23 protein-coding genes, 3 tRNA genes and 5 pseudogenes are annotated in these 25,805 nt (G+C 42.7%); 22 read left to right on the top strand and 9 right to left on the bottom strand.

All coding sequences use genetic code 11. From position 1 onward, the window contains the following. Positions 1–74: 74 nt before the first annotated feature. The 3 genes from ACQY3F_RS16300 to ACQY3F_RS16290 are packed head-to-tail and all read left to right on the top strand — an operon-like array spanning position 75 to position 1,095. The gene (locus ACQY3F_RS16300; protein ID WP_428355991.1) at positions 75–482 is read left to right on the top strand and encodes a DMT family transporter; all 408 of its coding nucleotides are present in this window, start codon (positions 75–77) and stop codon (positions 480–482) included. Continuing rightward, positions 482–772 (top strand): sulfurtransferase complex subunit TusB, encoded by a 291-nt coding sequence (gene tusB, locus ACQY3F_RS16295; RefSeq protein ID WP_428355989.1) that lies wholly within the window; start codon positions 482–484, stop codon positions 770–772. Before ACQY3F_RS16300 ends, tusB begins: the two co-directional genes overlap by 1 nt. Beyond that, positions 763–1,095, top strand: coding sequence for a TusE/DsrC/DsvC family sulfur relay protein (locus ACQY3F_RS16290; protein ID WP_428355988.1), 333 nt, complete (start codon positions 763–765; stop codon positions 1,093–1,095). Before tusB ends, ACQY3F_RS16290 begins: the two co-directional genes overlap by 10 nt. A gap of 160 nt (positions 1,096–1,255) precedes the next feature. Here the strand turns inward: ACQY3F_RS16290 and ACQY3F_RS16285 are convergent, their stop codons facing one another. Continuing rightward, positions 1,256–1,645: an RNA-binding S4 domain-containing protein gene (locus ACQY3F_RS16285; RefSeq protein ID WP_428355986.1), complete on the bottom strand. Its 390-nt coding sequence runs from the start codon at positions 1,643–1,645 to the stop codon at positions 1,256–1,258. Between the two features lie 8 nt (positions 1,646–1,653). Beyond that, positions 1,654–1,998, bottom strand: coding sequence for a rhodanese-like domain-containing protein (locus ACQY3F_RS16280; RefSeq protein ID WP_428355985.1), 345 nt, complete (start codon positions 1,996–1,998; stop codon positions 1,654–1,656). A 131-nt stretch (positions 1,999–2,129) separates the two neighbouring features. On the opposite strand from ACQY3F_RS16280, the gene ACQY3F_RS16275 reads away from it, so the two are divergent. The 3 genes from ACQY3F_RS16275 to ACQY3F_RS16265 all read left to right on the top strand — a co-directional run bounded on the left by ACQY3F_RS16275 (position 2,130) and on the right by ACQY3F_RS16265 (position 4,625). After that, the gene (locus tag ACQY3F_RS16275; RefSeq protein WP_428355983.1) at positions 2,130–2,513 is read left to right on the top strand and encodes a DUF6394 family protein; all 384 of its coding nucleotides are present in this window, start codon (positions 2,130–2,132) and stop codon (positions 2,511–2,513) included. 40 nt (positions 2,514–2,553) lie between these two features. Then, positions 2,554–4,284: an NAD-binding protein gene (locus ACQY3F_RS16270; RefSeq protein ID WP_428355982.1), complete on the top strand. Its 1,731-nt coding sequence runs from the start codon at positions 2,554–2,556 to the stop codon at positions 4,282–4,284. Positions 4,285–4,472: 188 nt separating this feature from the next. Further along, positions 4,473–4,625 (top strand): heavy metal translocating P-type ATPase metal-binding domain-containing protein, encoded by a 153-nt coding sequence (locus tag ACQY3F_RS16265; RefSeq protein WP_428355981.1) that lies wholly within the window; start codon positions 4,473–4,475, stop codon positions 4,623–4,625. 125 nt (positions 4,626–4,750) lie between these two features. Here ACQY3F_RS16265 and lpxH read toward each other — a convergent pair whose 3' ends face one another. After that, positions 4,751–5,476: a UDP-2,3-diacylglucosamine diphosphatase gene (lpxH, locus tag ACQY3F_RS16260; protein WP_428355979.1), complete on the bottom strand. Its 726-nt coding sequence runs from the start codon at positions 5,474–5,476 to the stop codon at positions 4,751–4,753. A 230-nt stretch (positions 5,477–5,706) separates the two neighbouring features. Further along, positions 5,707–6,288 (bottom strand): peptidylprolyl isomerase, encoded by a 582-nt coding sequence (locus ACQY3F_RS16255; RefSeq protein ID WP_428355978.1) that lies wholly within the window; start codon positions 6,286–6,288, stop codon positions 5,707–5,709. Between the two features lie 141 nt (positions 6,289–6,429). On the opposite strand from ACQY3F_RS16255, the gene cysS reads away from it, so the two are divergent. The 5 genes from cysS (at position 6,430) to ACQY3F_RS16230 (ending at position 9,578) form a co-directional block, all read left to right on the top strand. Further along, positions 6,430–7,815, top strand: a complete 1,386-nt coding sequence (gene cysS, locus ACQY3F_RS16250) for a cysteine--tRNA ligase (RefSeq protein WP_428355977.1) — start codon at positions 6,430–6,432, stop codon at positions 7,813–7,815. A gap of 772 nt (positions 7,816–8,587) precedes the next feature. Beyond that, positions 8,588–9,217, top strand: a complete 630-nt coding sequence (gene fchA, locus ACQY3F_RS16245; RefSeq protein WP_428355976.1) for a methenyltetrahydrofolate cyclohydrolase — start codon at positions 8,588–8,590, stop codon at positions 9,215–9,217. Between the two features lie 98 nt (positions 9,218–9,315). Next, positions 9,316–9,392 (top strand) — tRNA-Pro (locus ACQY3F_RS16240). A 7-nt stretch (positions 9,393–9,399) separates the two neighbouring features. After that, a tRNA-Arg gene (locus ACQY3F_RS16235) sits at positions 9,400–9,476 on the top strand. A 26-nt stretch (positions 9,477–9,502) separates the two neighbouring features. Next, positions 9,503–9,578, top strand: a tRNA-His gene (locus ACQY3F_RS16230). A gap of 62 nt (positions 9,579–9,640) precedes the next feature. On the opposite strand, the gene ACQY3F_RS16225 is transcribed toward ACQY3F_RS16230, so the two are convergent. After that, on the bottom strand, positions 9,641–10,021 hold the full coding sequence (locus tag ACQY3F_RS16225) for a tyrosine-type recombinase/integrase (protein ID WP_428355975.1): 381 nt from the start codon (positions 10,019–10,021) through the stop codon (positions 9,641–9,643). A 171-nt stretch (positions 10,022–10,192) separates the two neighbouring features. On the opposite strand from ACQY3F_RS16225, the pseudogene ACQY3F_RS16220 reads away from it, so the two are divergent. The 6 genes and pseudogenes from ACQY3F_RS16220 to ACQY3F_RS16195 all read left to right on the top strand — a co-directional run bounded on the left by ACQY3F_RS16220 (position 10,193) and on the right by ACQY3F_RS16195 (position 16,087). After that, a pseudogene (locus tag ACQY3F_RS16220) lies at positions 10,193–11,100 on the top strand (tyrosine-type recombinase/integrase). After that, on the top strand, positions 11,097–12,173 hold the full coding sequence (locus tag ACQY3F_RS16215) for an IS91 family transposase (RefSeq protein WP_428352924.1): 1,077 nt from the start codon (positions 11,097–11,099) through the stop codon (positions 12,171–12,173). Before ACQY3F_RS16220 ends, ACQY3F_RS16215 begins: the two are co-directional and overlap by 4 nt. A gap of 457 nt (positions 12,174–12,630) precedes the next feature. After that, positions 12,631–13,538: pseudogene (locus ACQY3F_RS16210) on the top strand (tyrosine-type recombinase/integrase). Then, a complete protein-coding gene (locus ACQY3F_RS16205; protein ID WP_428352924.1) occupies positions 13,535–14,611 on the top strand; it encodes an IS91 family transposase in 1,077 nt (358 codons plus the stop codon). Before ACQY3F_RS16210 ends, ACQY3F_RS16205 begins: the two are co-directional and overlap by 4 nt. A 416-nt stretch (positions 14,612–15,027) precedes the next feature. Beyond that, positions 15,028–15,935 (top strand): annotated as a pseudogene (locus tag ACQY3F_RS16200) (tyrosine-type recombinase/integrase). Next, entirely contained in the window at positions 15,932–16,087 is a 156-nt protein-coding gene (locus ACQY3F_RS16195) for a hypothetical protein (RefSeq protein WP_428355974.1), read from the top strand. Before ACQY3F_RS16200 ends, ACQY3F_RS16195 begins: the two are co-directional and overlap by 4 nt. A gap of 175 nt (positions 16,088–16,262) precedes the next feature. Here ACQY3F_RS16195 and ACQY3F_RS16190 read toward each other — a convergent pair whose 3' ends face one another. Then, positions 16,263–17,996, bottom strand: coding sequence for a putative transposase (locus ACQY3F_RS16190; protein WP_428355972.1), 1,734 nt, complete (start codon positions 17,994–17,996; stop codon positions 16,263–16,265). Positions 17,997–18,055: 59 nt separating this feature from the next. Further along, positions 18,056–18,520 carry a hypothetical protein gene (locus ACQY3F_RS16185; protein ID WP_428355971.1) on the bottom strand — a complete coding sequence of 155 codons (465 nt, stop codon included), beginning with the start codon at positions 18,518–18,520 and terminating at the stop codon, positions 18,056–18,058. 135 nt (positions 18,521–18,655) lie between these two features. Here ACQY3F_RS16185 and ACQY3F_RS16180 point away from each other — a divergent pair, with 135 nt between their 5' ends. The 5 genes and pseudogenes from ACQY3F_RS16180 (at position 18,656) to ACQY3F_RS16160 (ending at position 22,409) form a co-directional block, all read left to right on the top strand. Then, positions 18,656–19,372: a reverse transcriptase domain-containing protein gene (locus tag ACQY3F_RS16180; protein WP_428355969.1), complete on the top strand. Its 717-nt coding sequence runs from the start codon at positions 18,656–18,658 to the stop codon at positions 19,370–19,372. A gap of 48 nt (positions 19,373–19,420) precedes the next feature. Beyond that, a pseudogene (locus ACQY3F_RS16175) lies at positions 19,421–19,582 on the top strand (transposase zinc-binding domain-containing protein); the annotation flags it as partial. 201 nt (positions 19,583–19,783) lie between these two features. Next, a pseudogene (locus ACQY3F_RS16170) lies at positions 19,784–20,980 on the top strand (ISAzo13 family transposase). A gap of 175 nt (positions 20,981–21,155) precedes the next feature. Further along, positions 21,156–21,395, top strand: coding sequence for a hypothetical protein (locus tag ACQY3F_RS16165; RefSeq protein WP_428355968.1), 240 nt, complete (start codon positions 21,156–21,158; stop codon positions 21,393–21,395). Positions 21,396–21,410: 15 nt separating this feature from the next. Then, positions 21,411–22,409: a reverse transcriptase domain-containing protein gene (locus ACQY3F_RS16160; protein WP_428357712.1), complete on the top strand. Its 999-nt coding sequence runs from the start codon at positions 21,411–21,413 to the stop codon at positions 22,407–22,409. Between the two features lie 165 nt (positions 22,410–22,574). Here ACQY3F_RS16160 and ACQY3F_RS16155 read toward each other — a convergent pair whose 3' ends face one another. Both ACQY3F_RS16155 and ACQY3F_RS16150 read right to left on the bottom strand, forming a co-directional pair. Continuing rightward, complete coding sequence (locus ACQY3F_RS16155) at positions 22,575–24,155, bottom strand: FMN-binding glutamate synthase family protein (protein ID WP_428355967.1); 1,581 nt, start codon at positions 24,153–24,155, stop codon at positions 22,575–22,577. Between the two features lie 98 nt (positions 24,156–24,253). Further along, on the bottom strand, positions 24,254–25,702 hold the full coding sequence (locus ACQY3F_RS16150; protein ID WP_428355965.1) for an aldehyde dehydrogenase family protein: 1,449 nt from the start codon (positions 25,700–25,702) through the stop codon (positions 24,254–24,256). Positions 25,703–25,805: the final 103 nt, after the last annotated feature.

Genomic DNA, 25,805 nt, shown 5'->3' with positions numbered 1-25,805 from the left:
GCTTTAGGCCAGCTAAAAAAGTCGTTAATTTACGGCCTGGCTAAAATCATGCGCTACAGGTAAAAGAGATAGCGGTGAAAAATAACCCTGAATTAATAAATAATCAAATCAATGAGTATTGTAAAATAAACATTATTACATGTATATTGATTGGAGTAAGGATGGGCTGGGTATATTTAGTGGGTGCGAGTATTGCAGAAATATTTTTTGCACTTAGCCTTAAGTATAATGAAGGGTTTACTAAGCTTATTCCTTCGATAGTGACAGCCGTGACAGGTGCCGGGAGTTTTGGGTTATTAATTCTGGCGATTAAAACTTTACCGTTGGGTACGGCTTACGCCATCTGGACTGGGGTAGGCGCAGCAGGGATTGCTATCGCTGGTATTTTTTTGTTTAAGGAATCAATTGATATTTACCGCCTTGCTTCGATTGCACTGATTATCATTGGTGTGGTGGGTTTGAAAATATTTTCTAATGAGTAATGCTGCATATTATTAGAACTAGCGTAGGGCTTGAAGTCTTATTAGATCGAGTTGCCGAAGGCGATGCCTTGCTTTTTGTGGAAAGTGCGGTGCTTTGTTTGCATAAGCAATCACAATCTGCGCAGCGAATACGCTCTATTGATAAGCCGTTGCAATACTACGCTTTACAATCTGATGTATTAGCGCGGGGGTTGAGTTTAGCTACAATCATGGCTGAGGTTAGTATTGTCGATTATCCTGGCTTTGTTAGATTAACTGTTGAGCATAAAGTAATCAAAACATGGAGTTAGAACTTGATGGTAAGCCCGTGGCTACAAACGAGCAGGGTTTTTTACTGGATATGCTGCAATGGAATGAAGCACTAGCAGTGCGCCTTGCAAGTATTGAAAGTATAGAATTAAGCAAAGAACATTGGGAAATCCTGTATTTTATCCGTCAGTTTTATCTAGACTATAAATACTTACCTAATGCTCGTGTCTTCAGTAAAGCCATCAAGCACAAACTGGGTGCTGAAAAAGCTAACAGCCGTTATTTGCTGAAACTCTTTCCACCGGGACCGTTAAAATTTTCCTGCAAAATTGCGGGTCTGCCTAAGCCGCCGAGCTGTTTGTAGCTGAAACCTAAAAACATCAGTTGAACGCTATATTTCCCAATAACTTGATGAAAAGATAATATTTTTAGTCCAGTTGCATTTTTCTCATTTTCCACAAAATCCGTGCTCACCTGATGTTTTTAGGCTAAATAAGCCGGATCGTCTCTTCTGGGTTAGGCGCTTACTGTTGCTTAAATCGATGAATCTGACGACGTTGCTTTTTATTGGGCCGTTCTGCGGGATCATTATGCATAAATTGGCGTTCGATGCGCCTCTGAGCAACATCCTGTTCGCGCTTTAATAGGCTAGCAGCTGTTTCCTCGTATAACAGCACGGCTTCTACAGCGGGCCTGCGCTGAGCATTGATGGCTAATACCGTAATATCCCAGCTAAACTGATCTTTATGGATCACCATATGGCTATTCACCTTTACTTCTTTGCTAGGCTTGGTGCGCTGGCCATTTAAATGAACTTTACCACCAGATACCGCTTCTGCAGCCAGTTTGCGCGTTTTAAAAAAACGCGCAGCCCAGAGCCATTTATCCAGACGTATAGATTCTAAAGCGTCCATTGATGCTTTTAGCCTTCTGACCAGGCTTTATATCCACCTGCTAAACTAACAGCATTGATGTAGCCAAGCTTGTGTAAGCTTTCTGTTGCTAGTGCTGAGCGCCCGCCCGACTGACAACAGACTATAATTTTAGCATCCTGCTGACCTGCAAAAATAGGATGGTTATTGATTTGAAATTCAAGTACTCCCCGTGGGATATTCACTGCATTAGGTATTTGCCCGGCAGCAAATTCAGCAGGTTCTCGAACATCGATAATCAGGACGTCGCTTAAGTTCTGCCTAGCATCATTGACGCTTATTTCAGTAATATTTTGTTTTGCTTCTGCAACCAGATCCATTGCGGTTAAAGGCATTTTTTTCTCCTTATTTTTAATTTAAAAGTAAATATTAGCAAAGAATTATATAAAAAGACTAGTTTTTTAGTGGGTGGCGAGGATTTTAAGGTAAAATAGGCTTTCTTTTCTTTTTGTGTCGGGGATGTTTCGTGAATCTTGAAAAGGTTGTTTTCGGTTTTTTCATTGTACTCTCATTAACTCTAAATGTGGGTTTTGTATTAGGTGAGTTTACTAATCCGGCGCATCATAGTGTCTATGAATTATTTGGTGTCGTGGTGGTTAATTTGATCGCTACCGGTTTAAAATTAGGCGATCGATCGCAAATTGGCGCGTTATTATTGGCAACCAGTCTGGTGGCTGATTTTGAATTAATTGCTGCCGCTATCGAATGGACTTTTGCAGTACATATTATTGGTACAGGGATTACACCCGATGTGATATCCAGCATCGTTTCTCTTGCCGGAGGTGCCTTAGTTGCGAATATTATTTCCGTTGTTATCCTGGTTTCAGAAACCTTGATTTCCAGAATATAGTACGCTGATGTTATTTGCATCGTTCTTCAAAGCCTAGCTTATGTATACCAGCGATGAATTAAGTCGCGTTAGCTTCATAGTTATGCGTCAAATGCGCTTACCTTTGATTATTCTATTAACTGTTTATTCAGTTGCTATTTTCGGTATGGTGTCTATTCCGGGCCCTCTTATAGATGGTAAAACCGAGTATTTAAGCATCTTTCATGCGTTTTACTTTATGACCTATACTGCGACCACGACTGGTTTCGGTGAAATCCCTTTTGCTTTCAGTAATGCGCAACGTTTATGGGCAATTGCCTGTTTGTATGTCAGTGTTGTTACCTGGTTTTATGCGTTAGGTAGTATCGTCCGTTTATTCCAGAATGTGTTTTTTAAGCGCGCGGTAGATGAATTACGTTTTGCTTTAAGCGTCAACCGGATAGGGTCGCCCTTTTATATTATCTGTGGGTTTGGTGACACCGGCAGTGTATTGGTGCGAGGCTTGAATGATGCAGGTATGCATGCGGTGGTTATAGATGAGAGCGCTGAGCGCATACAAGCTCTAAAATTACGCAATTATAAATTAGCGGTTCCTGGCTTGCATGCTGATGCGAGTGTTCCCAAGCATTTGCTGGAAGCAGGTGTTAGTAATGAACTCTGTAAAGCCGTGGTTGCGATTACCAGTAATGAAGAGGTTAATCTTAAGATTTCGGCTGTAGCGCGTTTATTGAATCCTGATGTGGGTATTCTGACCATGTCAAAAATGAATGATATTGAAGAAACACTCGCGACTTTAGGCGGAGAAGTGCATGTTATTGACCCGTTTAAAACTTTCGCCAAGGTATTGAATGCCTGCATTAACAATCCTGCATTTTATGCTTTAAATAACTGGCTAGTAGGCGATAAAGGCGCAACCTTAGAGTCCTATGTGCAACCGCCAGTAGGCAGCTGGATTATTGCAGGTTATGGACGCATGGGTATGGAAGCTAACCATGTGCTCACTATGAATGGCGTGAAAACGGCCGTTATTGATCCACATTCACGTAAGAAAGAAGAGGAAGTTGAAACCTATATAGTTGGCAGAGCAAATGCCAAAACCTTGAAAAAAGCAGGAATAGAGCAGGCAGTGGGTTTGCTGGCAGCGGCTGATGATGATGGCCAGAATTTGAGTGTCCTGTTAAATGCACGCAGTTTGAATCAGAATTTATTTACTATCGTTAGACAGAATAGTCATCAGAACGAGTTGGCGTTTGCCAAGGCAGATGCTGATATGATTATGCAGCCGACTCTAGTGTCAGCAAGAAAGATCTTATTATTGTTAATCGCGCCATTATTAAAGCATTTTTTTAGATACCTATTGGCTAAAGAGCCAGGGCGCGAGGAATTAATTAAACAGGTTATTAGTACACTGAGAGAAAAAATCGGTAATAAAAAACCTTTATTAGTGACTATTGATTTCACCAGGGAAAAAAGCAAGGCAGTCATTGATTGTCTAGACAGAGGTGAGGCTGTGTTGTTAGGAGATGTTATTGCATCTCCGGGCAACCCCGAACGAGAGCTTGAATTAATGGTGTTTGTGATCAAGTCTGGCAAGGAAGAAATAATTTTACCTGGGAAAAAGCATAAAATTAAAGAAGGCGATCAATTGCTTTTTTGTGGTACGGCTTATGCGAAACAAATGTTAAAGGCTACTATTAATAATGAATATACGCTACATTTTTTACGCACTGGAAAATACAAGCCATCGAGTTATTTGACGCTATGGTACGCACGTCGATTCAAAAAAGCGTAAGTACCCAAGCATAATTAATTCAACATTTTACTTGTCTTTTTTCTCATTTTCAGCGTTGCATAAAGAGTTGCGTAGCCAGCTATGCGCTTATTTATGCGCCTTGAAAATGAAAAAAAATCCTGCGTAAAATTTGTTAAATTAATTATGCTTGGGTACTTAGTAATATCTGAAAGGTAGGAAGTATTATAATGAGCGAGAATAAAATAAATTGTGCCCTATGCGGACTTGCAGTAGAGATAGATGGGTTTAATGTTGAGACTACCGAGGGTTTAAAATTATTCTGTTGTGCAGGGTGCTTATCGGTTTATCGCTTATTTAATGGCGATAAAATCCAAGAATAATAAGTAAAGCTTAGCCTGTATTTAACCTGTAGCCGGTTATGAAGCGTGCGGAATACGGGATGCTCGTGGCGCTAATTTTCCACATTTGATAAACCTCAAACGAGCTATTTTTGATAACGGTTTATTTAAATCGATTCTACTTTGTAACCAGATTCAGACCAGGATAACAGTCTGATATCGTCTTTTTTCCACTCTGCGAGCACAAACCGTTGTGCTTCTTGCCCGTTAACTTCTAAATTATGTATCGCGGGTCTATGGGTGTGCCCATGAATTAAACGGCTTACCTGGTATTCTTCCATCACTTGCTTAACAGTATCTTGATTTACATCCATAATATCCTGTGATTTTTTTCGCTTATGGAAGTAACTACGCAACCGATACCAGCGTGCATACAGCAACCTAAATATTAAAGGCTTGGATAAAACATTTTTTTGCCATGCAGCAGAATGTGATTTTATGCGAAATTCCTGATAGGGCAGGTCATCGGTGCATAATAAATCGCCATGCGTTAACAAGGTTTTGGCTCCATACAGGTCAATAACGCTGTATTCATCCAGTAATGTAACGCCTGTTTGCTGGCTAAAGCGCTCACCAATTAGAAAATCACGGTTACCGTGTATATAAAAAACGTCTATGCCTTGTTCAGTCAGCGTTTTTAGATGTTTTTTTACCGTGTTAATAGGTGGGCTGAAATCATCATCCCCAATCCAGGTATCAAATAAGTCACCTAATATATAGATAGCCTGGGCTTTTGTTGCTCGTGTCTTTAGCAACTCCAAAAACTTGCGGGTTACTTCGGGGCGTTCAATTGTCAGATGTAAGTCTGAAATAAAGAGAGTTTCATTGCGCATGCTGTAAAAAAATGTAGGTTGGGTTAGATTTTTTATTGCGGAGCATTAAAAAACGTAACCCGACATTTCTGCTAGATACGGAAATGCTGGATTACGTTATTAGTTTTGTTTAATTAACCTAGAAAAATCAGTTGTTCACGGTTTCTAGCACAAGCTCTTGATTCCACCGCACTTCCAAAAAATTCCCGCTTAACTGATTTTTCTAGGATTAAGCCAGACAAACAAAGGTGTTACTGTATAACTTCAGCTTTTTCTATGATGATATCTGTTTTAGGCACATCTTGATGCCCATCACGGTTTCCAGTAGGTGCATTGGCCATTTCGTCAATGATATCCATGCCTTCGACTACTTTCCCAAATACAGTATAACCCCAGCCCTGTGAAGTCTTAGCAGTATGGTTTAAGAAATCATTGTCTTTGTAGTTAACAAAAAATTGTGAAGATGCCGAGTCAGGCACTCCAGTACGTGCCATTGCAACGGTACCACGATCATTTTTTAAGCCATTATCAGCTTCAATCTTGATATTATCGTGAGTCGCTTTTTGTTTATAGCTAGAATCAAATCCGCCGCCTTGAGCCATGAAACCAGGAATAATACGGTGAAAAACAGTGCCGTTATAAAATCCTTCGTTAACATAAGTAATAAAGTTTTTTACGGTAATGGGCGCTTTTTCCGCATTAAGTTCAATAATAAAATCACCTGCTGTAGTTTCGAATTTGACTCTAGGTTGTGTCTCTGACATTTTATTTTCCGTTGAAAAAGAATAAGTTGAAGTTAAAGAAAGCATCAAAAAAAGAATTATAGAACGCATAGTACTCACTGTATAAAGATGCAAATTATAAATTCTATGTGTTTTTAGCTTGAAAGAGAAGAGTTAATATTGGAAAATTGATAAATTAAATTCATGCCAGCAAGTCTCTGGATTGATTCAATCGTAATAACCAAGTCCTAAATGTTAAAAATATATAATACCCTGACGCGTAGCAAAGAAGTATTTACCCCACGTGTTGAGGGCAAGGTGGGTATGTATGTCTGCGGTATGACGGTCTATGATTACTGCCATATTGGACATGCGCGAGTGATGGTGGTTTTTGATGTTGTTGCGCGTTATTTACGTTATTCGGGATACGATTTAAGTTATGTGCGTAATGTTACCGATATAGACGATAAAATTATTCAGCGTGCGCAGGATAATAATGAAGAGATAAGTGCATTAACTGAGCGTTTTATTGGTGCAATGCATGAAGATGAGCGAGCTTTGGCCGTACTACCACCAGATATCGAGCCTAGGGCGACAAAGTCAATGGGTGATATTATCCTGATGATTACTGCCTTATTTGAAAAGGGTTTGGCTTATACTGGCAGCAATGGCGATGTTTTTTATGCAGTCGATAAATTTGTCGGCTATGGTGCTTTATCTGGTAAAAAACTGGATGAATTGCAGGCAGGTGAGCGGGTTGAAGTTGATCAGGCAAAGAAAAATCCCTTTGATTTTGTATTATGGAAAAAAGCCAAAGCGGATGAGCCATACTGGAATTCTCCCTGGGGAAGAGGTCGCCCAGGCTGGCATATAGAATGTTCAGCAATGGCAACGCGATGCCTGGGGCATCATTTTGATATACATGGCGGCGGTATGGATTTACAATTTCCCCATCATGAAAATGAAATAGCACAATCTGAAGGCGCGACCGGTGAAAAATTCGTTAATTTCTGGATGCATAATGGATTTGTGCGTATAAATGAGGAAAAAATGTCCAAATCGCTGGGCAATTTTTTCACTGTTCGAGAAGTGTTAAAACAATACCGACCAGAGGTGGTACGCTTTTTTGTAATGTCCAGTCATTATCGTAGTCCGCTGAACTATTCGGATGAGCAGTTAGATGATGCGGGAGCCGCGCTCACGCGTTTATATACAGCCCTGCGTGGAGTTACGATCCTGACAGGAAAGAGTAGTAAATATAGCGATCGGTTTAAACAGGCAATGGACGATGATTTTAATACACCGGTTGCAGTAGCAGTATTATTTGATATGGCGAGAGAATTGAATAAAGAAAAAAACAAAGATGCGGACCTTGCAGCTCAATTAGCGGGCGAATTAAAAGAGCTATCGAATGTGCTGGGGATTTTACAGGATGACCCAGAAAGCTTTTTGCAAGCAGGCGATAGCGTTAAAGAAGATGGCTTAAGCGAGGAGGAAATCGAGCAGTTTATCCAGCAACGGCTACAGGCAAAACAGGATAGAGACTGGGCTTTAGCTGATAAAATCCGCGATGATTTAAAGCAGCAGGGTGTCGTGCTGGAAGATATTGCAACAGGCACCAACTGGCGACGCGAGTAGTCGCAAGCCTATTGTTTACATTTTCAATGTAGGGCGCGGCTTTAGCCCGCCTTGTTCAACCTAGAAAAATCAGTTGCTCACGGCTACTAACACAAGCTATTGATTCCACAGCACTTCCAAAAAATACCCGATTAACCTACGGGTGAATCTAAGATTTTTTGAAAGTATTATATTAATTCAATGTCTTGCACTATAATTCCGCGCCCAACTGATTTTTCTAGGTTCAACGGCAAAACAGGTTAAAGCAACACTCTACAAGGAACTGCTGACTCTTTATATTAGAGGTGTGGGCCAAGTAAGCTTAAAAACCTTTATTGGAAGTGTGACTTCAGCGATTAGGTAGGTTGGGTAAAGGTACGAAACCCAACAATCGAAGCCACCCATGCTAATAATTTCTGAAATTTTTAATCTCGCCCAAACCTACAAAGTATTTCTTTATAGACGTATTATTGAATACTTGACCTTCTCTTTAGCCCTGCAAATAAAAAAAGGACTGAATACCCCGTATCTGTTTTCGATAGTGTTATGCGCATACCTCTAAGTAGCAACTGCGTAAACTATTTGAGACAAATATTAATCATCCTAGAAAAATCAGTTGCTCACGTTTTCTAGCACAAGCTCTTGATTCCACCGTACTTGCAAAAAATGTCCGACTAACTTATGGGTGAAGCTAAAATTTTTTGAAAGTGTTATATGAATTCAATATCTTGCGCTATAATTTCGCGCTCAACTGATTTTTCTAGGATTATCCATAAATCAATCGAGAGTCAGAGTGAAACAAATAAAAGACAAATCTATCCAGAGCTATTTAGACGAACTGGCAAGTAAAGCGCCCACTCCTGGTGGTGGAAGTGCAGCTGCATTCTTAGGTGCGCAAGCTGCAGCCTTGACCAGTATGGTGTGCAATATCACTATTGGCAAACCAAAGTATGCAGCCGTAGAGGCAGATATGCAGGCTTTATTAGGTAAATCCGAAGCTTTGCGATCAACTTTAACCGATATGATTCAAGCGGATGTCGAGATTTTTAGTCAATTGATGGCAGCCTATGGTCTGGAAAAAGCAACGGAACAAGAAAAAATACGACGTAGCCAAGAGATACAGGCAGTATTGCGCGAAGCAACACTTGTTCCTTTAGCCTGCGCCAAAGCCTGCGCTGAAGCAATAGAGCTAAGTCAGGAAGCAGCAGATAAAGGCAACTTAAATGTTATCAGTGATGCTGGTGTGGCTGTTATGTCCGCCTATGCAGGTCTAAAAAGTGCCGCATTAAACGTTTACATCAATGCCGCAGGTCTAAAAGACAGAGCTTTTGCCGAAGAGCAATTAACAAAATTAGCAGTAGTGCTAAAAGGTGCTGATATAAAAACTGACGAGATTTATCAGCTAGTTAAAAATAAGCTATAAAACCTTAAATAATTATTGACCGACTATAAATATAGGTTATAATAGTCAGTTCTTTAAGGCATCTATTGCTAATGTAGTAATTGAACTTATAAGTGTATCGGGGTATAGCGCAGTTTGGTAGCGCGCCTGCTTTGGGAGCAGGATGTCGGGGGTTCGAATCCCTCTACCCCGACCAACAATATGCGCTTGTAGCTCAGCTGGATAGAGCATCGGCCTTCTAAGCCGAGGGTCACAGGTTCGACTCCTGTCAAGCGTACCATTATTCCTTAAAGTATCTACATTATGGTGAGCGTAGCTCAGTTGGTAGAGTCCCGGATTGTGATTCCGGTCGTCGCGGGTTCGAGCCCCGTCGTTCACCCCAATTACTTTAAGTGTTTCAAGCATTCTTGCTTTCCTTACTATCAGTGTACTGTAGTAAATTTGTCACAGGCTTAGAGTTGTTAGCGTACTCTGAGAGGTGTTCAGATGATAAGTGAGCATACCCCTACCCATTTCATAAGAACTCCAACCGCCTAATTCTTGCAATACATGCAAAGGTGTTCCGTTTTGGATATGCCAACTCGCCCACGTATGATGTAAATCATGCCAGCGGAAATTTTCAATACCGGCTCTTTCTAATGCTTTTCCCCATGCGTGATTATTGCAACCCGTTACATTTTTTCCTTTGTAAGTAAAAACATAAGTCTGGTTTTTACCTTCGCGGATTACTTTTAACGCTTCATCATTCAAAGGAATGGCAATATCTCTTTTTCCTTTTGCCTGATCAGCATATATCCAACAACTCCTCTGCATATCAACTTGCAACCATTCCAGATTTACAATATTGCTCTCTCTTAACCCAGTTGTTGGACGAAGCCGCTATCGCGGAGAAAAACAGCGCATCCCTTAAATTTAAAGTGTAACCTCATTGCCTGTTATATGCATAACAGGTAACTTGTAAGCTCATCCAACTAACAATAATGAGGTTACACTGTTATGACACCATCGATAGAGCTTAAATTCAACCATTATTATATCCAGCACTGTAAGCATTTAAAGCTTAAGGGACTGCAACCCAAAACCATTGACGCTTATTCACGCGCTATTCGCCGTATCGGGGAACACTTTCAGGGGCATCTGGATAACTTAACGCAAGATCAACTGGTGGATTATTTTCATGCTCTTTTAAGCCGCCTTTCCTGGAGTGCCGTGAAACTAGATCTCTATGGTCTCAAGTTTTTCTATACACATGTGCTACAAAAGCCGTGGGTTGATGTGCTAATGATTAAACCACCACGATGTACGCGTATACCCGATATTGTCACTGTGGTTGAAGCACAACAACTGTTTATGTCGACCCGTAATCTAAGCTATCGAGTTTTTTATTTTACGATTTACAGTCTAGGTTTACGTTTGGGCGAGGGCTTAAGCCTGAAAGTAGGTGATATTGATGCGACACGCATGCGGGTACATATTCGCAATGCCAAAGGCAATAAGGATCGGCTTGTGCCTTTGCCTGTGAATACCTTGAAGGTGTTGCGTAAGTTTTGGGCTGTGCATAAAAATCCAGTGCTGGTATTTCCCAACCGTGCCCGGGGTCTAAAAGGTGCACATCTTGCTGAATCCCCCCTTGATCGCGGTGGCATCCAGAAGACAATCCGTCTTGTGACGCAAGAAATGGGACTAAAAAAAAGATTTCCTGCCACTCGCTGCGCCACAGTTACGCCACTCACCTGTTAGAAGCCGGGGTTGATTTAGTTGAGTTGCAGAAGATTCTGGGCCATACCAGTTTAGTAACCACGGCTCGCTATACGCATTTGACCGATATTACCGATGAGAATGCAGAGCTGCACATTAATCAGTTAGTCAATGACTTTTCTATTCACTGGGGGCAGATTTCATGATAACCCTAGCTGCAGTGATTGATCAATTTCAGTCTGACTTTTTAAGCGAGTATCAATCTCGTTTACGCTCCAATCAGATCAGTGCATTACATGCCATGAAGAGCTGTCGGACACAGCTGAGTCCTGTGATGCAGGTTAACTGTGCAGACTGTGACTATCAAACCTTTGTGCCTCATTCCTGTGGCCAGCGTAACTGCCCGCATTGTCAACATCATGAGAGTCAACAATGGATTGAACGACAGGTACAAAAACAAGTCCCTGCTGATTATTTTATGAATACCTTTACCTTACCTGCGCAGTTAAGGTCGTTAGCCAGGCAGCATCCGCGGTTACTTTACAGTATGATGTTTGACTGTGCCTGGGCGACTTTACAGAGTTTTAGTAAAAATGATAAGCAGTTGCAAGGCGATGCCGGGGCGATTGCTGTCTTACATACACACTCACGCGAATTAAATTATCATCCGCATATTCATGTCATTATGCCTGCGGCAATCGTGGATAAAATCAAGAAGCTCTGGCGCACTAAGGAAGGCAAATACCTGTTTCATCATAAAGCACTAGCAAAAGTATTTCGTGCAAAGATGCTAGCGCGTATGAACGAAGAAAAGTTGCCATTTCCCACAGCTATTCCGGAAAAATGGGTGGTCGATTGTAAGTTTGTCGGTGCAGGCGATAAAGCATTGATATATCTGGGTCGATACCTGTATCGTGGTGTGATTCGTGAACAGGATATCTTATCCTGCCAAAATGGCAAAGTAACCTACCGTTATCAAGACAGCAAAACCAAACGCTATCAAACCAAAACGGTATCGGGGGCTAAATTTCTGTGGCTGGTGCTGCAACATGTTTTGCCTAAAGGCTTTCGTCGTGCGCGCAATTATGGCTTTTTACATCCGAATAGCAAGGGTGTTATTAAGTTGATTCACTCCCTGCTAAAGTTTGACCCGACGAAGATATTGCGTGCACTCAAAGTACGGCCGGCATTCAGTTGCAAATGTTGTGGCGGGGCGATGGTTGTTGGGCGTCGGCAAATACCCAGGGTGGAAATAATGTTTCAGCCTTTGCCAACTTAACAATTGGAATCACTAGCGCTTATGTAAATTTAAACACTTCGACCCAGGCTATCAGCGGATTAAATGCTGAGGGAGTTGCTTGGGCTAAAATCGGAGATTAAGGCAGAATTTTGCTCCGATACTTGGACTTTGAGAGTTGACTGCAATGGACAACGCTCAAAGTTCAGTTAAACAGGTAAAAACAGAGGTTCGATTCATCAGTCGGGCTGATCAACAAAAAGCTATTTTCATAGAGCGCATTAAATGAATTCCTACTATCGTGCCGGGCTTGTCCAACAAACGGTTCAGATTGTGGCTCGCTTCGCGATCACAATCTAACCTTATTCGTTGGACGAAGCCGCTATCGCGGAGAAAAACAGCGCATCCCTTAAATTTAAAGTGTAACCTCATTGCCTGTTATATGCATAACAGGTAACTTGTAAGCTCATCCAACTAACAATAATGAGGTTACACTGTTATGACACCATCGATAGAGCTTAAATTCAACCATTATTATATCCAGCACTGTAAGCATTTAAAGCTTAAGGGACTGCAACCCAAAACCATTGACGCTTATTCACGCGCTATTCGCCGTATCGGGGAACACTTTCAGGGGCATCTGGATAACTTAACGCAAGATCAACTGGTGGATTATTTTCATGCTCTTTTAAGCCGCCTTTCCTGGAGTGCCGTGAAACTAGATCTCTATGGTCTCAAGTTTTTCTATACACATGTGCTACAAAAGCCGTGGGTTGATGTGCTAATGATTAAACCACCACGATGTACGCGTATACCCGATATTGTCACTGTGGTTGAAGCACAACAACTGTTTATGTCGACCCGTAATCTAAGCTATCGAGTTTTTTATTTTACGATTTACAGTCTAGGTTTACGTTTGGGCGAGGGCTTAAGCCTGAAAGTAGGTGATATTGATGCGACACGCATGCGGGTACATATTCGCAATGCCAAAGGCAATAAGGATCGGCTTGTGCCTTTGCCTGTGAATACCTTGAAGGTGTTGCGTAAGTTTTGGGCTGTGCATAAAAATCCAGTGCTGGTATTTCCCAACCGTGCCCGGGGTCTAAAAGGTGCACATCTTGCTGAATCCCCCCTTGATCGCGGTGGCATCCAGAAGACAATCCGTCTTGTGACGCAAGAAATGGGACTAAAAAAAAGATTTCCTGCCACTCGCTGCGCCACAGTTACGCCACTCACCTGTTAGAAGCCGGGGTTGATTTAGTTGAGTTGCAGAAGATTCTGGGCCATACCAGTTTAGTAACCACGGCTCGCTATACGCATTTGACCGATATTACCGATGAGAATGCAGAGCTGCACATTAATCAGTTAGTCAATGACTTTTCTATTCACTGGGGGCAGATTTCATGATAACCCTAGCTGCAGTGATTGATCAATTTCAGTCTGACTTTTTAAGCGAGTATCAATCTCGTTTACGCTCCAATCAGATCAGTGCATTACATGCCATGAAGAGCTGTCGGACACAGCTGAGTCCTGTGATGCAGGTTAACTGTGCAGACTGTGACTATCAAACCTTTGTGCCTCATTCCTGTGGCCAGCGTAACTGCCCGCATTGTCAACATCATGAGAGTCAACAATGGATTGAACGACAGGTACAAAAACAAGTCCCTGCTGATTATTTTATGAATACCTTTACCTTACCTGCGCAGTTAAGGTCGTTAGCCAGGCAGCATCCGCGGTTACTTTACAGTATGATGTTTGACTGTGCCTGGGCGACTTTACAGAGTTTTAGTAAAAATGATAAGCAGTTGCAAGGCGATGCCGGGGCGATTGCTGTCTTACATACACACTCACGCGAATTAAATTATCATCCGCATATTCATGTCATTATGCCTGCGGCAATCGTGGATAAAATCAAGAAGCTCTGGCGCACTAAGGAAGGCAAATACCTGTTTCATCATAAAGCACTAGCAAAAGTATTTCGTGCAAAGATGCTAGCGCGTATGAACGAAGAAAAGTTGCCATTTCCCACAGCTATTCCGGAAAAATGGGTGGTCGATTGTAAGTTTGTCGGTGCAGGCGATAAAGCATTGATATATCTGGGTCGATACCTGTATCGTGGTGTGATTCGTGAACAGGATATCTTATCCTGCCAAAATGGCAAAGTAACCTACCGTTATCAAGACAGCAAAACCAAACGCTATCAAACCAAAACGGTATCGGGGGCTAAATTTCTGTGGCTGGTGCTGCAACATGTTTTGCCTAAAGGCTTTCGTCGTGCGCGCAATTATGGCTTTTTACATCCGAATAGCAAGGGTGTTATTAAGTTGATTCACTCCCTGCTAAAGTTTGACCCGACGAAGATATTGCGTGCACTCAAAGTACGGCCGGCATTCAGTTGCAAATGTTGTGGCGGGGCGATGGTTGTTGGGCGTCGGCAAATACCCAGGGTGGAAATAATGTTTCAGCCTTTGCCAACTTAACAATTGGAATCACTAGCGCTTATGTAAATTTAAACACTTCGACCCAGGCTATCAGCGGATTAAATGCTGAGGGAGTTGCTTGGGCTAAAATCGGAGATTAAGGCAGAATTTTGCTCCGATACTTGGACTTTGAGAGTTGACTGCAATGGACAACGCTCAAAGTTCAGTTAAACAGGTAAAAACAGAGGTTCGATTCATCAGTCGGGCTGATCAACAAAAAGCTATTTTCATAGAGCGCATTAAATGAATTCCTACTATCGTGCCGGGCTTGTCCAACAAACGGTTCAGATTGTGGCTCGCTTCGCGATCACAATCTAACCTTATTCGTTGGACGAAGCCGCTATGCGGCAGAAAAACCCATTTACGGATACACTCTGATATGTACTCATTGTCGAGTACGATAATTGGAGTTTACCATGAACACGAAAGAACAAGCGCATTTTGATGAGCTATATAGCCGTCACCTTCGTGCTTTAAAATTACGGGGCATGAGTGATGCAACTATTGATAGCTATGCACGTGCTGTCCGCAGAGTCGCTGAGCACTTTGATTGCTCACCCGAAAGACTCAGTACTGAACAACTTGAAGCCTATTTTGCTGATCTGGTTGAATCTCATTCTTGGAGTACCGTTAAAATTGATCGTAATGGTCTACAGTTTTTCTGGCAATACGTCCTTAAAATGGATTGGCAATGGATTGAGATCATTAAAGTACCCAAAGTGCAGACACTGCCTGATATTCTAGCGGTTTCCGAGGTAGAGCAACTCATTGCGATGACCTACAGGCTACGCTACAAAGTCTTTCTTTTAGCGACCTACTCAATGGGTTTGCGCCTGGGTGAAACACTCTCTTTACAAGTCGGGGATATTGATGCAGAACGCAAGCAGGTGCATATTCGCCGAGGTAAAGGCCATAAAGATCGCTTTGTGCCATTACCTGATTTTACCTGCAATGCATTGCGTCACTTATGGCGCAAACACCATAATCCAGTCTGGTTATTTCCCAGTGGAACCGGCTCAATGGAGACCATTCAAAGTGCCACAACACCGATGGATCGAGGCGGCGCTCAAGCCGCGATGAAAGCGGCCCTTAAAGACTGTGGGATTAAAAAAAAGCCTCGATTCACACGCTTCGCCATAGCATAGCCACGCACCTGCTGGAACAGGGGTTGAGCCTGATTCATATTCAGCACTTACTCGGCCATGCCAGCCCTACCACGACCGCTCGCTATGCACATTCAACGGAATTGACGGAACAGGATACGATCGCAGTCATTAATCAACTGACTAATACCTTATCAACCGGTTTCAGGAGTCAGTCATGATCTCCCTTGTTGCTATTCTTGAGCGTTATGAAAAAGACTTTCACAAAAAATATGCGGTAAAATTATTACCCGGCCATTTAAAAGCCATCTCAGCGATAAAGCGTTGCCGCACGGCACTCTCAGGTGGTGTGACTGGCATGATAGTCAGCTAGTTGGTGAAAGTCCAGCCTTTGCCCTGTGAGAAGGGAAGAAGTAGGCGAAAGCAAGGGTGTCCAAAGAAACTCTCCATAGCTACCCAACAGGGAACCACGGTTATAGAGAGCCAATGCGGAATCTGAAGGAAGCTCAGACATCTTGATTCAGACGAAACTAATTTGAGACCATTTCCTAATTTTTTGCGGATGAAGTCAGCTCATAAATTAAGCGCAGATCGGTTCCTGGATAGTTGAGTTCCGTTTGATTGAGTTGTTCAAATAACTTTTCTATTGCTTTATTACTTGCAGGTCGGGAAGTACTATGCACACGTATCCGAAGTTGTTTTTTTACTTTATCGGGTAATATATCTGCTTCTGTCACAAACAGCGTTTGTAATAGTTGCCTTGCCATCGGAAAGTCGATTGTCGGTGAGGTTAGCAGAGCGGCCATTGCTGTTTCTGCCCGATAAGCGATCATGTTGACAGTATCTATCAGCCGCTTTTTCCCTGGCAGAAGCTGTTCGAACTTATCTTCGTCTCTCAACTCTTGCCAGGTAATGTGTTTGGGCGTTTGGCTTAGTTGTTCCTTGATGGTTTTTAGTTCATTTTCATAATGCTCTATTTCTTCGAGTAATTCTGCTCGTTTTCTTTCCCATTTCTTGTATTTCACATCTTCCGTTTCATCTTTTTTAATCACCGGATGAAGTTCCATCGCTGCAAATCGAGATAGACGGTAATTGAGTTTGGATTGTATCGAATTACGCTGTCCTTCCTGTTGGCGCCTATCAGGGTTGACCACCTTTTGGGTATCGGATAGTGGCTCTATTCCATACTCCTGTAGCATGTCTATCCGATAGTGGTGCTTCATATATCTAAAAAAGTTATCTTGGCACCACCGGCTAAACATTCGCCCAGAAACAGCCGTCAATTCTAGTTCATAGGCTGTGGTAATAATACTGGTTTGGTGACCAGAATCAGTCAACTTGCGCACTTCTCTCATCCACATCGCCTGTTTTTTGGTTCCAACCAGACTGCCTCGTTCGGCGAGTTTCATGATGACTTTTTCACCACTCGGTAGGGTGATCTCCTGGCCGGAAAAATTGTCCAGTGGCCAATTTTCGGTGGGAAATTTATGATAGGTCATGCAAGCGACACGATGCTTGTTCCACATCTTTCTAAAGAATGCGGGGCTATAGCCTTCTCTATCAAACACCAGGATAAAACGACAGGCTTGTTTGTTTTGCTGTAATGCTTGTGCACTCGGTTGATTCGGAATGTCTTTGAGTAATCGGGGGACGATATCTTCTTCCAGCGTTTTTAGTAAGCCCGGATCCACCGTTTTTTCAACGACAAAGAAGGGACGCCCCGTACCATCATTAACCCAGTAGTCGGTGATACCCCGTAAGCAGAGTTTTTCGCGTGAAACATGCCGTTTGGGAAGTTTAGTCAAGTGTCCATGATAGACACGGACATGACCATCTATGTAGAGTGTTCCTGCTGCCTCTGGTTCATTTTCCATCCATTGTCGACTGAGGTCGGCCGCCCAGCTTTCGACTGATTTTGGTTCAGCCAGTCCTTTTACTTTGGATCTTAAACAACGCACTTCGGGAGCCCGATCCAGGCCAAGTAGTTTTCCGAATTCACCCGGTGCATGCTCGCGAAGTTGTTCGGCATTTTTGATGCGACATAGCCCCATAAAGGCGAGTAGCAATAGAATATGAAAGGTTTGATAGTAACCTGTCAGTTTGCCCAGGTGGCGCTCAATGTCATTTAATAAGCCATTGCCAAGTAACGCGGGCAATGCACATAACACACCGCCTTTAGGAACATCTAAACAGGATTCGAATTCGATTGAGGCTCCCTTTTCCTGCTCACCCAAAGCAGCCTGGATTCGCTCTTCTACTCGAGTGCAGGCCGTACCAAGCACATCGGCTGCATTGGCATCTATAATATCACGGGCTGATTTGGTACTGCCATCATTGGGGTCTATTGATGCGGCAGACTTTTTTTTAAACGTCCATCACTGATCGCCTTGCGAAAGGTATCTGCCCGGATGCCTAATTCTTTAGCGGCTTCGTTAGGCGTCATACCTTGATCCAGATATTCCTGAGCTTGCTGCAAAACCTCAAGCGTAAAGAGTGGTCCTCCCTTGCGAGTCGGGCGAGGTTCAAAAAACGAATCAGCCCCTTTTTCTCGTAGTTGCCTTAATGAGCGCATAACACTACTTTTAGAGACACCAAAGGTTGTAATAATATCGATTGAACGACAGGAACCGGTATTGATGAGTTGAGGTGTGTGAAGTCTAAATAATCTCTTATTGTCAGCCTGGTGAGAATAGATCGGGATACCGCCGAGGAAATAAAACCACTCATCATTTCGGTTATCAACACTGACCTGACCATTTATAATAGTCGTACCCTGAGGAATTATTGGGAGCATGAGTTGCTGCATTAATTGAATACCTCGTATGATATGAGGGCTTAGTTTAACCTAAATGAGTACCATTTTCATTTCTTTAGCTGAAAATATCAATCATTTGACAATAATTCCCTAACCCTTTAATTATATTGCCTAGTTTAAGTTTCAATGGATTTCTTTCAGGATAGCGAATCAAGATGTCTGAACATAGTTCTGGATGAACTGGATCAGGAATTGGAAAAACGCGGACTTGAGTTTTGTCGATTCGCAGACGACTGTAACATCTTTGTCAAATCGCAAAAAGCGGCAGATAGAGTCATGGAAAAAGTCAGCCAATTTATCGAAAAGAAGCTAAAACTGAAAGTGAATCGGGATAAAAGCCAAGTGGCCAAATCCGAGAAGGTCAAGTTTTTGGGATTTACCGTGGTAGACGGGACGATTGCGATTGCGCATAAAGCCCTGCAATCCGCCATGGATAAAGTCAAAGAACTGACCCCAAGAGGCACTCATCAGACTCTGGAAACAACACTAGACGAGATCAATCAATGGTACGTGGGTTGGTCAAACTACTACAGTTTGACCTATTACCCCGCGCAACTAAAGAAAATTGAAGCGCATATAAGGCGACGATTACGATCAAGGATAGTGGATCAACAAAAGAGGAAAAAGCACCTGTATCGAAAACTGATCAAACGAGGAGTACCGCGAAAACAAGCAGGGAATGCCGTATTCTCAAACAACAAACGGTGGGTGTTATCAAATGCGCGAGCAGTGACGAAAGCCTATCCGAATAGTTGGTTTATAAAAGAGAAAGGGCAGGAAATACGATCTGACCGAAGGGTGAAGCATTGGTTTGAGGTTTCTCAATGGATAAGTCTTGCGTGAGGAGCCGTGTACAGACGGAGGCTGCGGCCTCCTCTGACCCGATAGTTCCATGTGCAATGTACAGGATGCGGTCACTCTGAATGGCACCCTAAATCCTGTGGGCATCGTAGCTGTCCCCAGTGTCAGAACCATGAAGCATCGGAATGGCTTATGCGCCAGCAAAAGAAGCAGCTTCCTGTTGACTATTTTATGGTGACCTTTACGCTTCCTTCTCAGCGGAACGACTGGTGGTTCAGTACCCACAATCATATTCAGAACCTCCCCTACAGCCCTTGCTTTGACATCCACAGGATTGATACTAAGCTCTAAGGGAGATGGAAAGAAATAATCATCCAAACGAAGTAAGCTTGTGTCTCAATAATTTATAATAATGAATTCTGAATTTATTCTCACACTAGGCAGATAAGCTTGTTGATATTAACAGATAGCATTATAGGTTGGATTATAAATACAGCCCATCGTTTAAAAGGCTCGGTACGTCGTATATTCATGGCTGAAACGGTGGAGCTACTAGGCTCAGGTGGTGCAAGTATTGCTGAAGAAAAACTAGGATGGAATAGAGGCACTATCCGAAAAGGACAATATGAACTTGAAACTCAGCCCATAGAAGATAATTTTTCAGCGAGAGGGCGTAATAAAAGTGAAGAGCATTTTCCTCATCTACTTGATGACATAAAAAAAATTGCTTAACCGGAGTGTCAAACGGATCCCTCTTTTAATTCCTGTCGATTATATACCCGGCTAACGGCTAAAGAAGTTAGAAAACGTTTACTGGAGATTGATTATTATGATGAAAAAACATTACCTTGCTCAAAAACTATCAATACAAAATTAAATGACCTGAGTTACCATCCAAAAAAGGTACAAAAAACAAAGCCTCATAAGAAAATCAAGGAAACGGATGCAATTTTTGAACAAGTTCATGCAGTCAATGGAATGGCAGATATCAACCCAAAAGAGATTCGTATATCAATTGATGCCAAAGCAAGAATGAATATAGGAAATTTTTCACGGGGAGGACGAAATCGGGTTTTAACAAAAGCAGAGGATCATGATTTAGATGTTAAGGAAAAGTTAACTCCTTTTGGTTTTTATCTGCCTGAACATGATGATTTTTTCCTTTTCTTTACAGCAGGCTATGCCAGCAGTGATTTCATCGTTGACCGATTGGAAGAAATTTGGCCAGAAATTCAAGAAAAATATGGAGTAGATATTCTGACAATTAACGCTGACAATGGTATGGAGAACAGTAGCTCCAGAACTCAGTTTATAAAAAGGCTTGTGGAGTTTGCTGAAAAAAGCAACATAAAGATAAAACTGGCCTACTACCCTCCTTATCATAGTAAATATAACCCAATTGAACGAGTATGGGGAGCCTATGAAAATCATATTAGTGGCGACATAATGGATACAGTTGAAACAACTTTAAAATTTGCCAAAAGTATGACCTACAATGGCAAAGCACCTATTGTTAAATTAACAGAAAAAATATATGAAACAGGAGTAAAGGTAGGTAAAAAAGCAATGAAGACGTATTATCAGTTTGTTGACCGAATGCCATCGTTGGAGAAATGGTTTTTGACCATTTCTCCTGGTTGTTCTGGATGATTATTTCTTTCCATCTCCCTAATTGCTTTTATCTCAATCAGCACTTCATCTGCTTTGGGGCTAGAGCAGCCCGCTCTACCTTCAAGTAACCAATCTGGGAAACCAGTGGGTAATTGGGCGGTAGATGAATAATTGGTAGCGAGCCTCAAACTTTAAACTCACCATAATTTATATTATGTTACTTGAACAAATACTGGCATCTGATAATTTGCAACAAGCATGGAAACGTGTGAAGCAGAATAAAGGTGCCGCAGGTATTGATGGTATGACGGTTGATGATTATCTCGAATGGGCGAAAGTCCATTGGGAAAGTGTCAACCGAGGACTGGAGCAAGGTTATTATTGCCCGCTTCCTGTCAAACGTGTGGAAATTCCTAAATCCAATGGCGGCATCCGTCTATTGGGGATTCCCTGAGTTAATGACAGACTAATCCAACAAGCCATCACTCAATGCCTGCAACCCATCATCGATCCCGATTTTTCGGATCATAGCCATGGTTTTCGCCCCTTACGTTCTGCACATCATGCTGTTAAGGCCGTGCAGAATGGGATAAAACAAGGCTATGTCTACGCAGTTGATATTGACCTGTCGAAATTCTTCGATAACGTCGATCACGATTTGTTGATGAACCGTGTGTCAAAATGGGTCGATGATAAACGTGTATTAGCACTGATTGGAAAATATCTGCGTGCTGGGGTTAGCATTAATGGCAAGGTAGAAGACACGCTTCGCGGTGTACCGCAGGGTGGTCCACTATCTCCATCATTAGCTAACGTCATGCTAGATGATCTTGACCGTTATTTAGAAAGTAAACACTATCGTTTTGCTCGATATGCTGATGACTTTGTCATCAGCGTTAAATCCTTCACAGAAGGTGAACGAATTAAAGCGGAAGTCGTCGGTTTTCTTGAAACGTTAAAGTTACCCATCAACACAGAGAAAAGCCAAGTAGTACCCGTGCGCAAGCTTAGCTTTCTTGGTTTTGTCTTTAAAGGCAAGAAAATCGTTTGGAGTCCGAAATCACTGGCAAACTTTAAGCATCGTATTCGTGAAATTACGGGGCGATCTTGGGGCGTTAGCTGGAGCTATCGGTATTTACAACTCAGGCGATATATTTCTGGTTGGATAAACTACTTTGGGCTGAGTGAATTTTATCGTCCTGTTCCTGAACTGGATCACTGGATTAGAAGACGGATTCGTATGTGCTATTTAAAACAATGGTGCAGAATGAAAACCCGTATTCGAAAATTGATTAGTTTAGGAGTCTCTACCAAACTGGCGATTTATATTGGCTTGAGTTCAAAAGGGTATTATCGGTTAGCGAAAACCAAGGCTGTGCAAATGGGTCTTAATAATGACTGGCTAAAAGCACAAGGGTTAGTGTCTGTTAAAGAACAGTGGGTAAAGTTCCATTATCCAAATGGCTAATGAACCGCCCTGTGCGGATCCGCATGCAGCGTGGTGTGGTAAGAGCTGGAGAGAAACCAGCTCTTACCCGATTATTTGAACTGTAAAGTTATTACTGTTTTAATTCACACTGATGCTTTTCTTTTTCAGTTTCGTAGTGATGGACGTGATAATGAATAAAACTTGTTAAAAATGCTCTGCGTGAGCATTATTCATAAGCTTTTTAAAAGCTTCTGGATAAGGTTCTTGCAGTAAACATCCGGGTTCCAGCGATGGATAAACCTCATCATAACAACGCACCTGTTCAGCACTGACCCGGCGTTGAATATGACATCGCTTTAGTTGATCGGTACTTTTTAAACTGGCGGCGGCGATCAGTTCAACGACTGCTTCTACCGTCTCCTTATGAAAATTTGCGACCCGTTGCTTCTTGTCGGCAACAACAAGACCTTTATACAAAGAAGGTTCTTGTGTTGCAACCCCTGTAGGGCAGCTGTTCTTATTGCACTCCAGAGACTGAATACACCCCAGTGCCATCATCATTCCTCTGGCGCTATTGCACAGATCAGCCCCTTGCGCTAATAAACGCACAATATGAAAACCAGTGAAAACTCGCCCGCTGGCAATGACACGAATATCTTTCTTGAGATCAAAACCAATCAAACAGTCAACCACAAAAGCCAACCCTTCACGTAGGGGTGTACCCACTGAATTAGTATATTCCAATGGTGCGGCTCCCGTTCCACCTTCCCCGCCATCGACGGTAATAAAATCAGGTTTGATGCCAGTTTCTATCATGGCTTTACATAGCGCAATAAATTCACTTTTTCTCCCCAAACACAGTTTAAACCCAATCGGTTTGCCTCCGGATAGTTCACGTAATAGATGAATAAATTGCATCATTTCCAGCGGCGTGAAAAAAGCGCTGTGCGCGGGCGGGGAGTCCACCTGAGTATAAGGCTGTACACCTCGAATTTCTGCGATTTCTGGGGTATTTTTTATGGCGGGCAAAATACCGCCATGACCTGGTTTAGCTCCCTGTGATAACTTTATTTCGATCATCTTGACATTGGTTAAGGTCGCATTTTTTACAAACAGTTGTTCCGAAAAATGGCCTTCTTCATTGCGACAGCCGAAATAACCAGTGCCTATCTGCCAAATCAAATCCCCACCAGGCTCAAGGTGATGAGGGCTAAGCCCTCCTTCACCCGTATTATGGGCGAAACCGCCAATTTTCGCTCCTCCATTGAGTGCTAATATGGCATGTTTGCTGAGTGCGCCAAAGCTCATGGCAGAAATATTTAGAATACTTGCTGCATACGGCTGTTTACAGTCTGGGCCTCCGATAATAACGCGTGGATCCTGATCAAGTTCATCAGCCTTTAACGCCATAAGAGAATGATCCATCCATTCATAACCCGTTCGGTAAGTGTCCATCTTGGTTCCCAGAGGAACGGTGTCTAGCACCCCCTTTGCACGCTGATAAACCACCGACCGAAACATTCGACTGACTGGCACACCATCAGTCTCGGACTCAATGAAATATTGATACATCATCGGCCGTAACCATTCCATAAACCAGCGCCCGTGACCTCCCACCGGAAAGTTGCGCAGGATGGTATGTCTGGATTGAAAAATGTCATGAATTCCTAGCATCACCACACAGATCACAAGCCCCAGCAGCCCGACCGCCGGAAACCATAACCAGGCGAGGCCTGCGGAAAGTATTAAACTAAGTGTTGCCAGGAGATAAAAACGTTTACGCATGAGATTTTTCCTTCAAAGAAAGTAATTATTGTTTTGTAACTATTCAGTGTCTTTTGGAAAAGTCATGCTAAATAGATACATTTTTTTGACAGACTCTTTTACAATGCCAGTGAACGTATCACTAACATTTTTTCGATATGCATATCCCGGAAAGTGTAGGGAATTCCGCCCACCCCGTATCCCGATTGACGCAAGCCGGAAAACGGCATCCAGTCAACACGAAATGCAGAATGGTCATTCACCATGACAGCGGAAGCAGCCAGATGTTTATAGACATACATAATCGTATCAATATTCTGACTCATGACTGCTGCCTGAAAAGCAAAAGGAAGCGCATTCGCCTGCTGAATCGCCTCATCAATTTTGTCATAGGTATAAAGGCATACCACAGGGCCAAAAATTTCACGATGACTCACTTCGCTGGTCACCGAAGGGTTAAGTAAAACGGTTGGCGCGTAGAATGAATCAGCCAGTTGCTTGCCCCCCGTCAAAACTTGTGCTCCTGATATTGTGGCAGCATCCACCCAATCACCAATGCGAGTGACTTCATGGTGACGGATTAACGGCCCCACGTCTGTCCTTGCCAATAATGGATCGCCGGTTTGTAATTGCCCAACCAATTCCGCCATACGCTCAGCGACATTGTTAATCAATGTCTTATGTACAAAGACGCGTTGCACCGATACGCAGACCTGTCCCGCATGATAAAAGCCTCCTTTGACCACTAACGGCAAGGTTTTTTCAAGATCTGCATCCTCTGCCATAATAACTGGGGCCGCACCACCATGCTCCAGGGCGCAACGAGTCCCCGCTGCTAGTTTAGAGCGAAGAGTCCAGCCAATTTTGGCGCTGCCTATAAAACTAAAGAATGCCACTCGGCTATCTGTAACTAACTTTTCAGCGACCCCAAGATCAGTCACAGCGACAGCTTGACACCAACCATCTGGCAAGCCTGCTTCCCTCAACAATTTAACGAATTCAAAACAACTCGCCGCCGTATCTTTTGCGGGTTTAATAATCACAGGACAACCGCTAGCAACGGCTGGACCCACTTGGTGAATAATAAGGTTCAGTGGGTGATTAAATGCACTGACAGCAACGACCACACCAATAGGTTCTTTATGGGTTATTGCAAATCGTTGACTGGATGATGAATTTAGCTGCATGGGGATTTCGCGCCCATGCTCACTACGAATACAATCTATGCACAAGGAAAGGCCATCAATGGCGCGCTCCACTTCAATGCGGGTATCGATTAATGGCTTGCCTCCTTCCCGCACCGCTATTTGCACCAAGCGATCAAAACGCTCTCTCATTAACACGACAGTACGCTCTAAAATAGCTATGCGTTTATCGGCAGGTAACCATCCATTACGATTGTTATACGCTTGAAAAGCATTATCTAAGGCCTGCTCAGCACCTTTTTCGTCAATGGTTTCTATGCTTGCAACTAATTCACCATTAAATGGCGATGTGACTTCTAATATGCCTTTGCCTGCCGCACCTTGCACTTGAACGCTATAATGTAGCGGTTCATGTGTGATCATATCGTACACACCAATTCGCCTAATTCTTTAGTTAAGGGAGATGGAAAGAAATAATCATCCAAACGAAGTAAGCTTGTGTCTCAATAATTTATAATAATGAATT

Origin of the sequence: Methyloprofundus sp. (genome assembly GCF_965251085.1) — a bacterium.
Lineage (GTDB): Bacteria > Pseudomonadota > Gammaproteobacteria > Methylococcales > Methylomonadaceae > Methyloprofundus.
The sequence above is the reverse complement of the archived record's forward strand: the minus strand, read 5'-3'. Positions and strand labels throughout refer to the sequence as shown.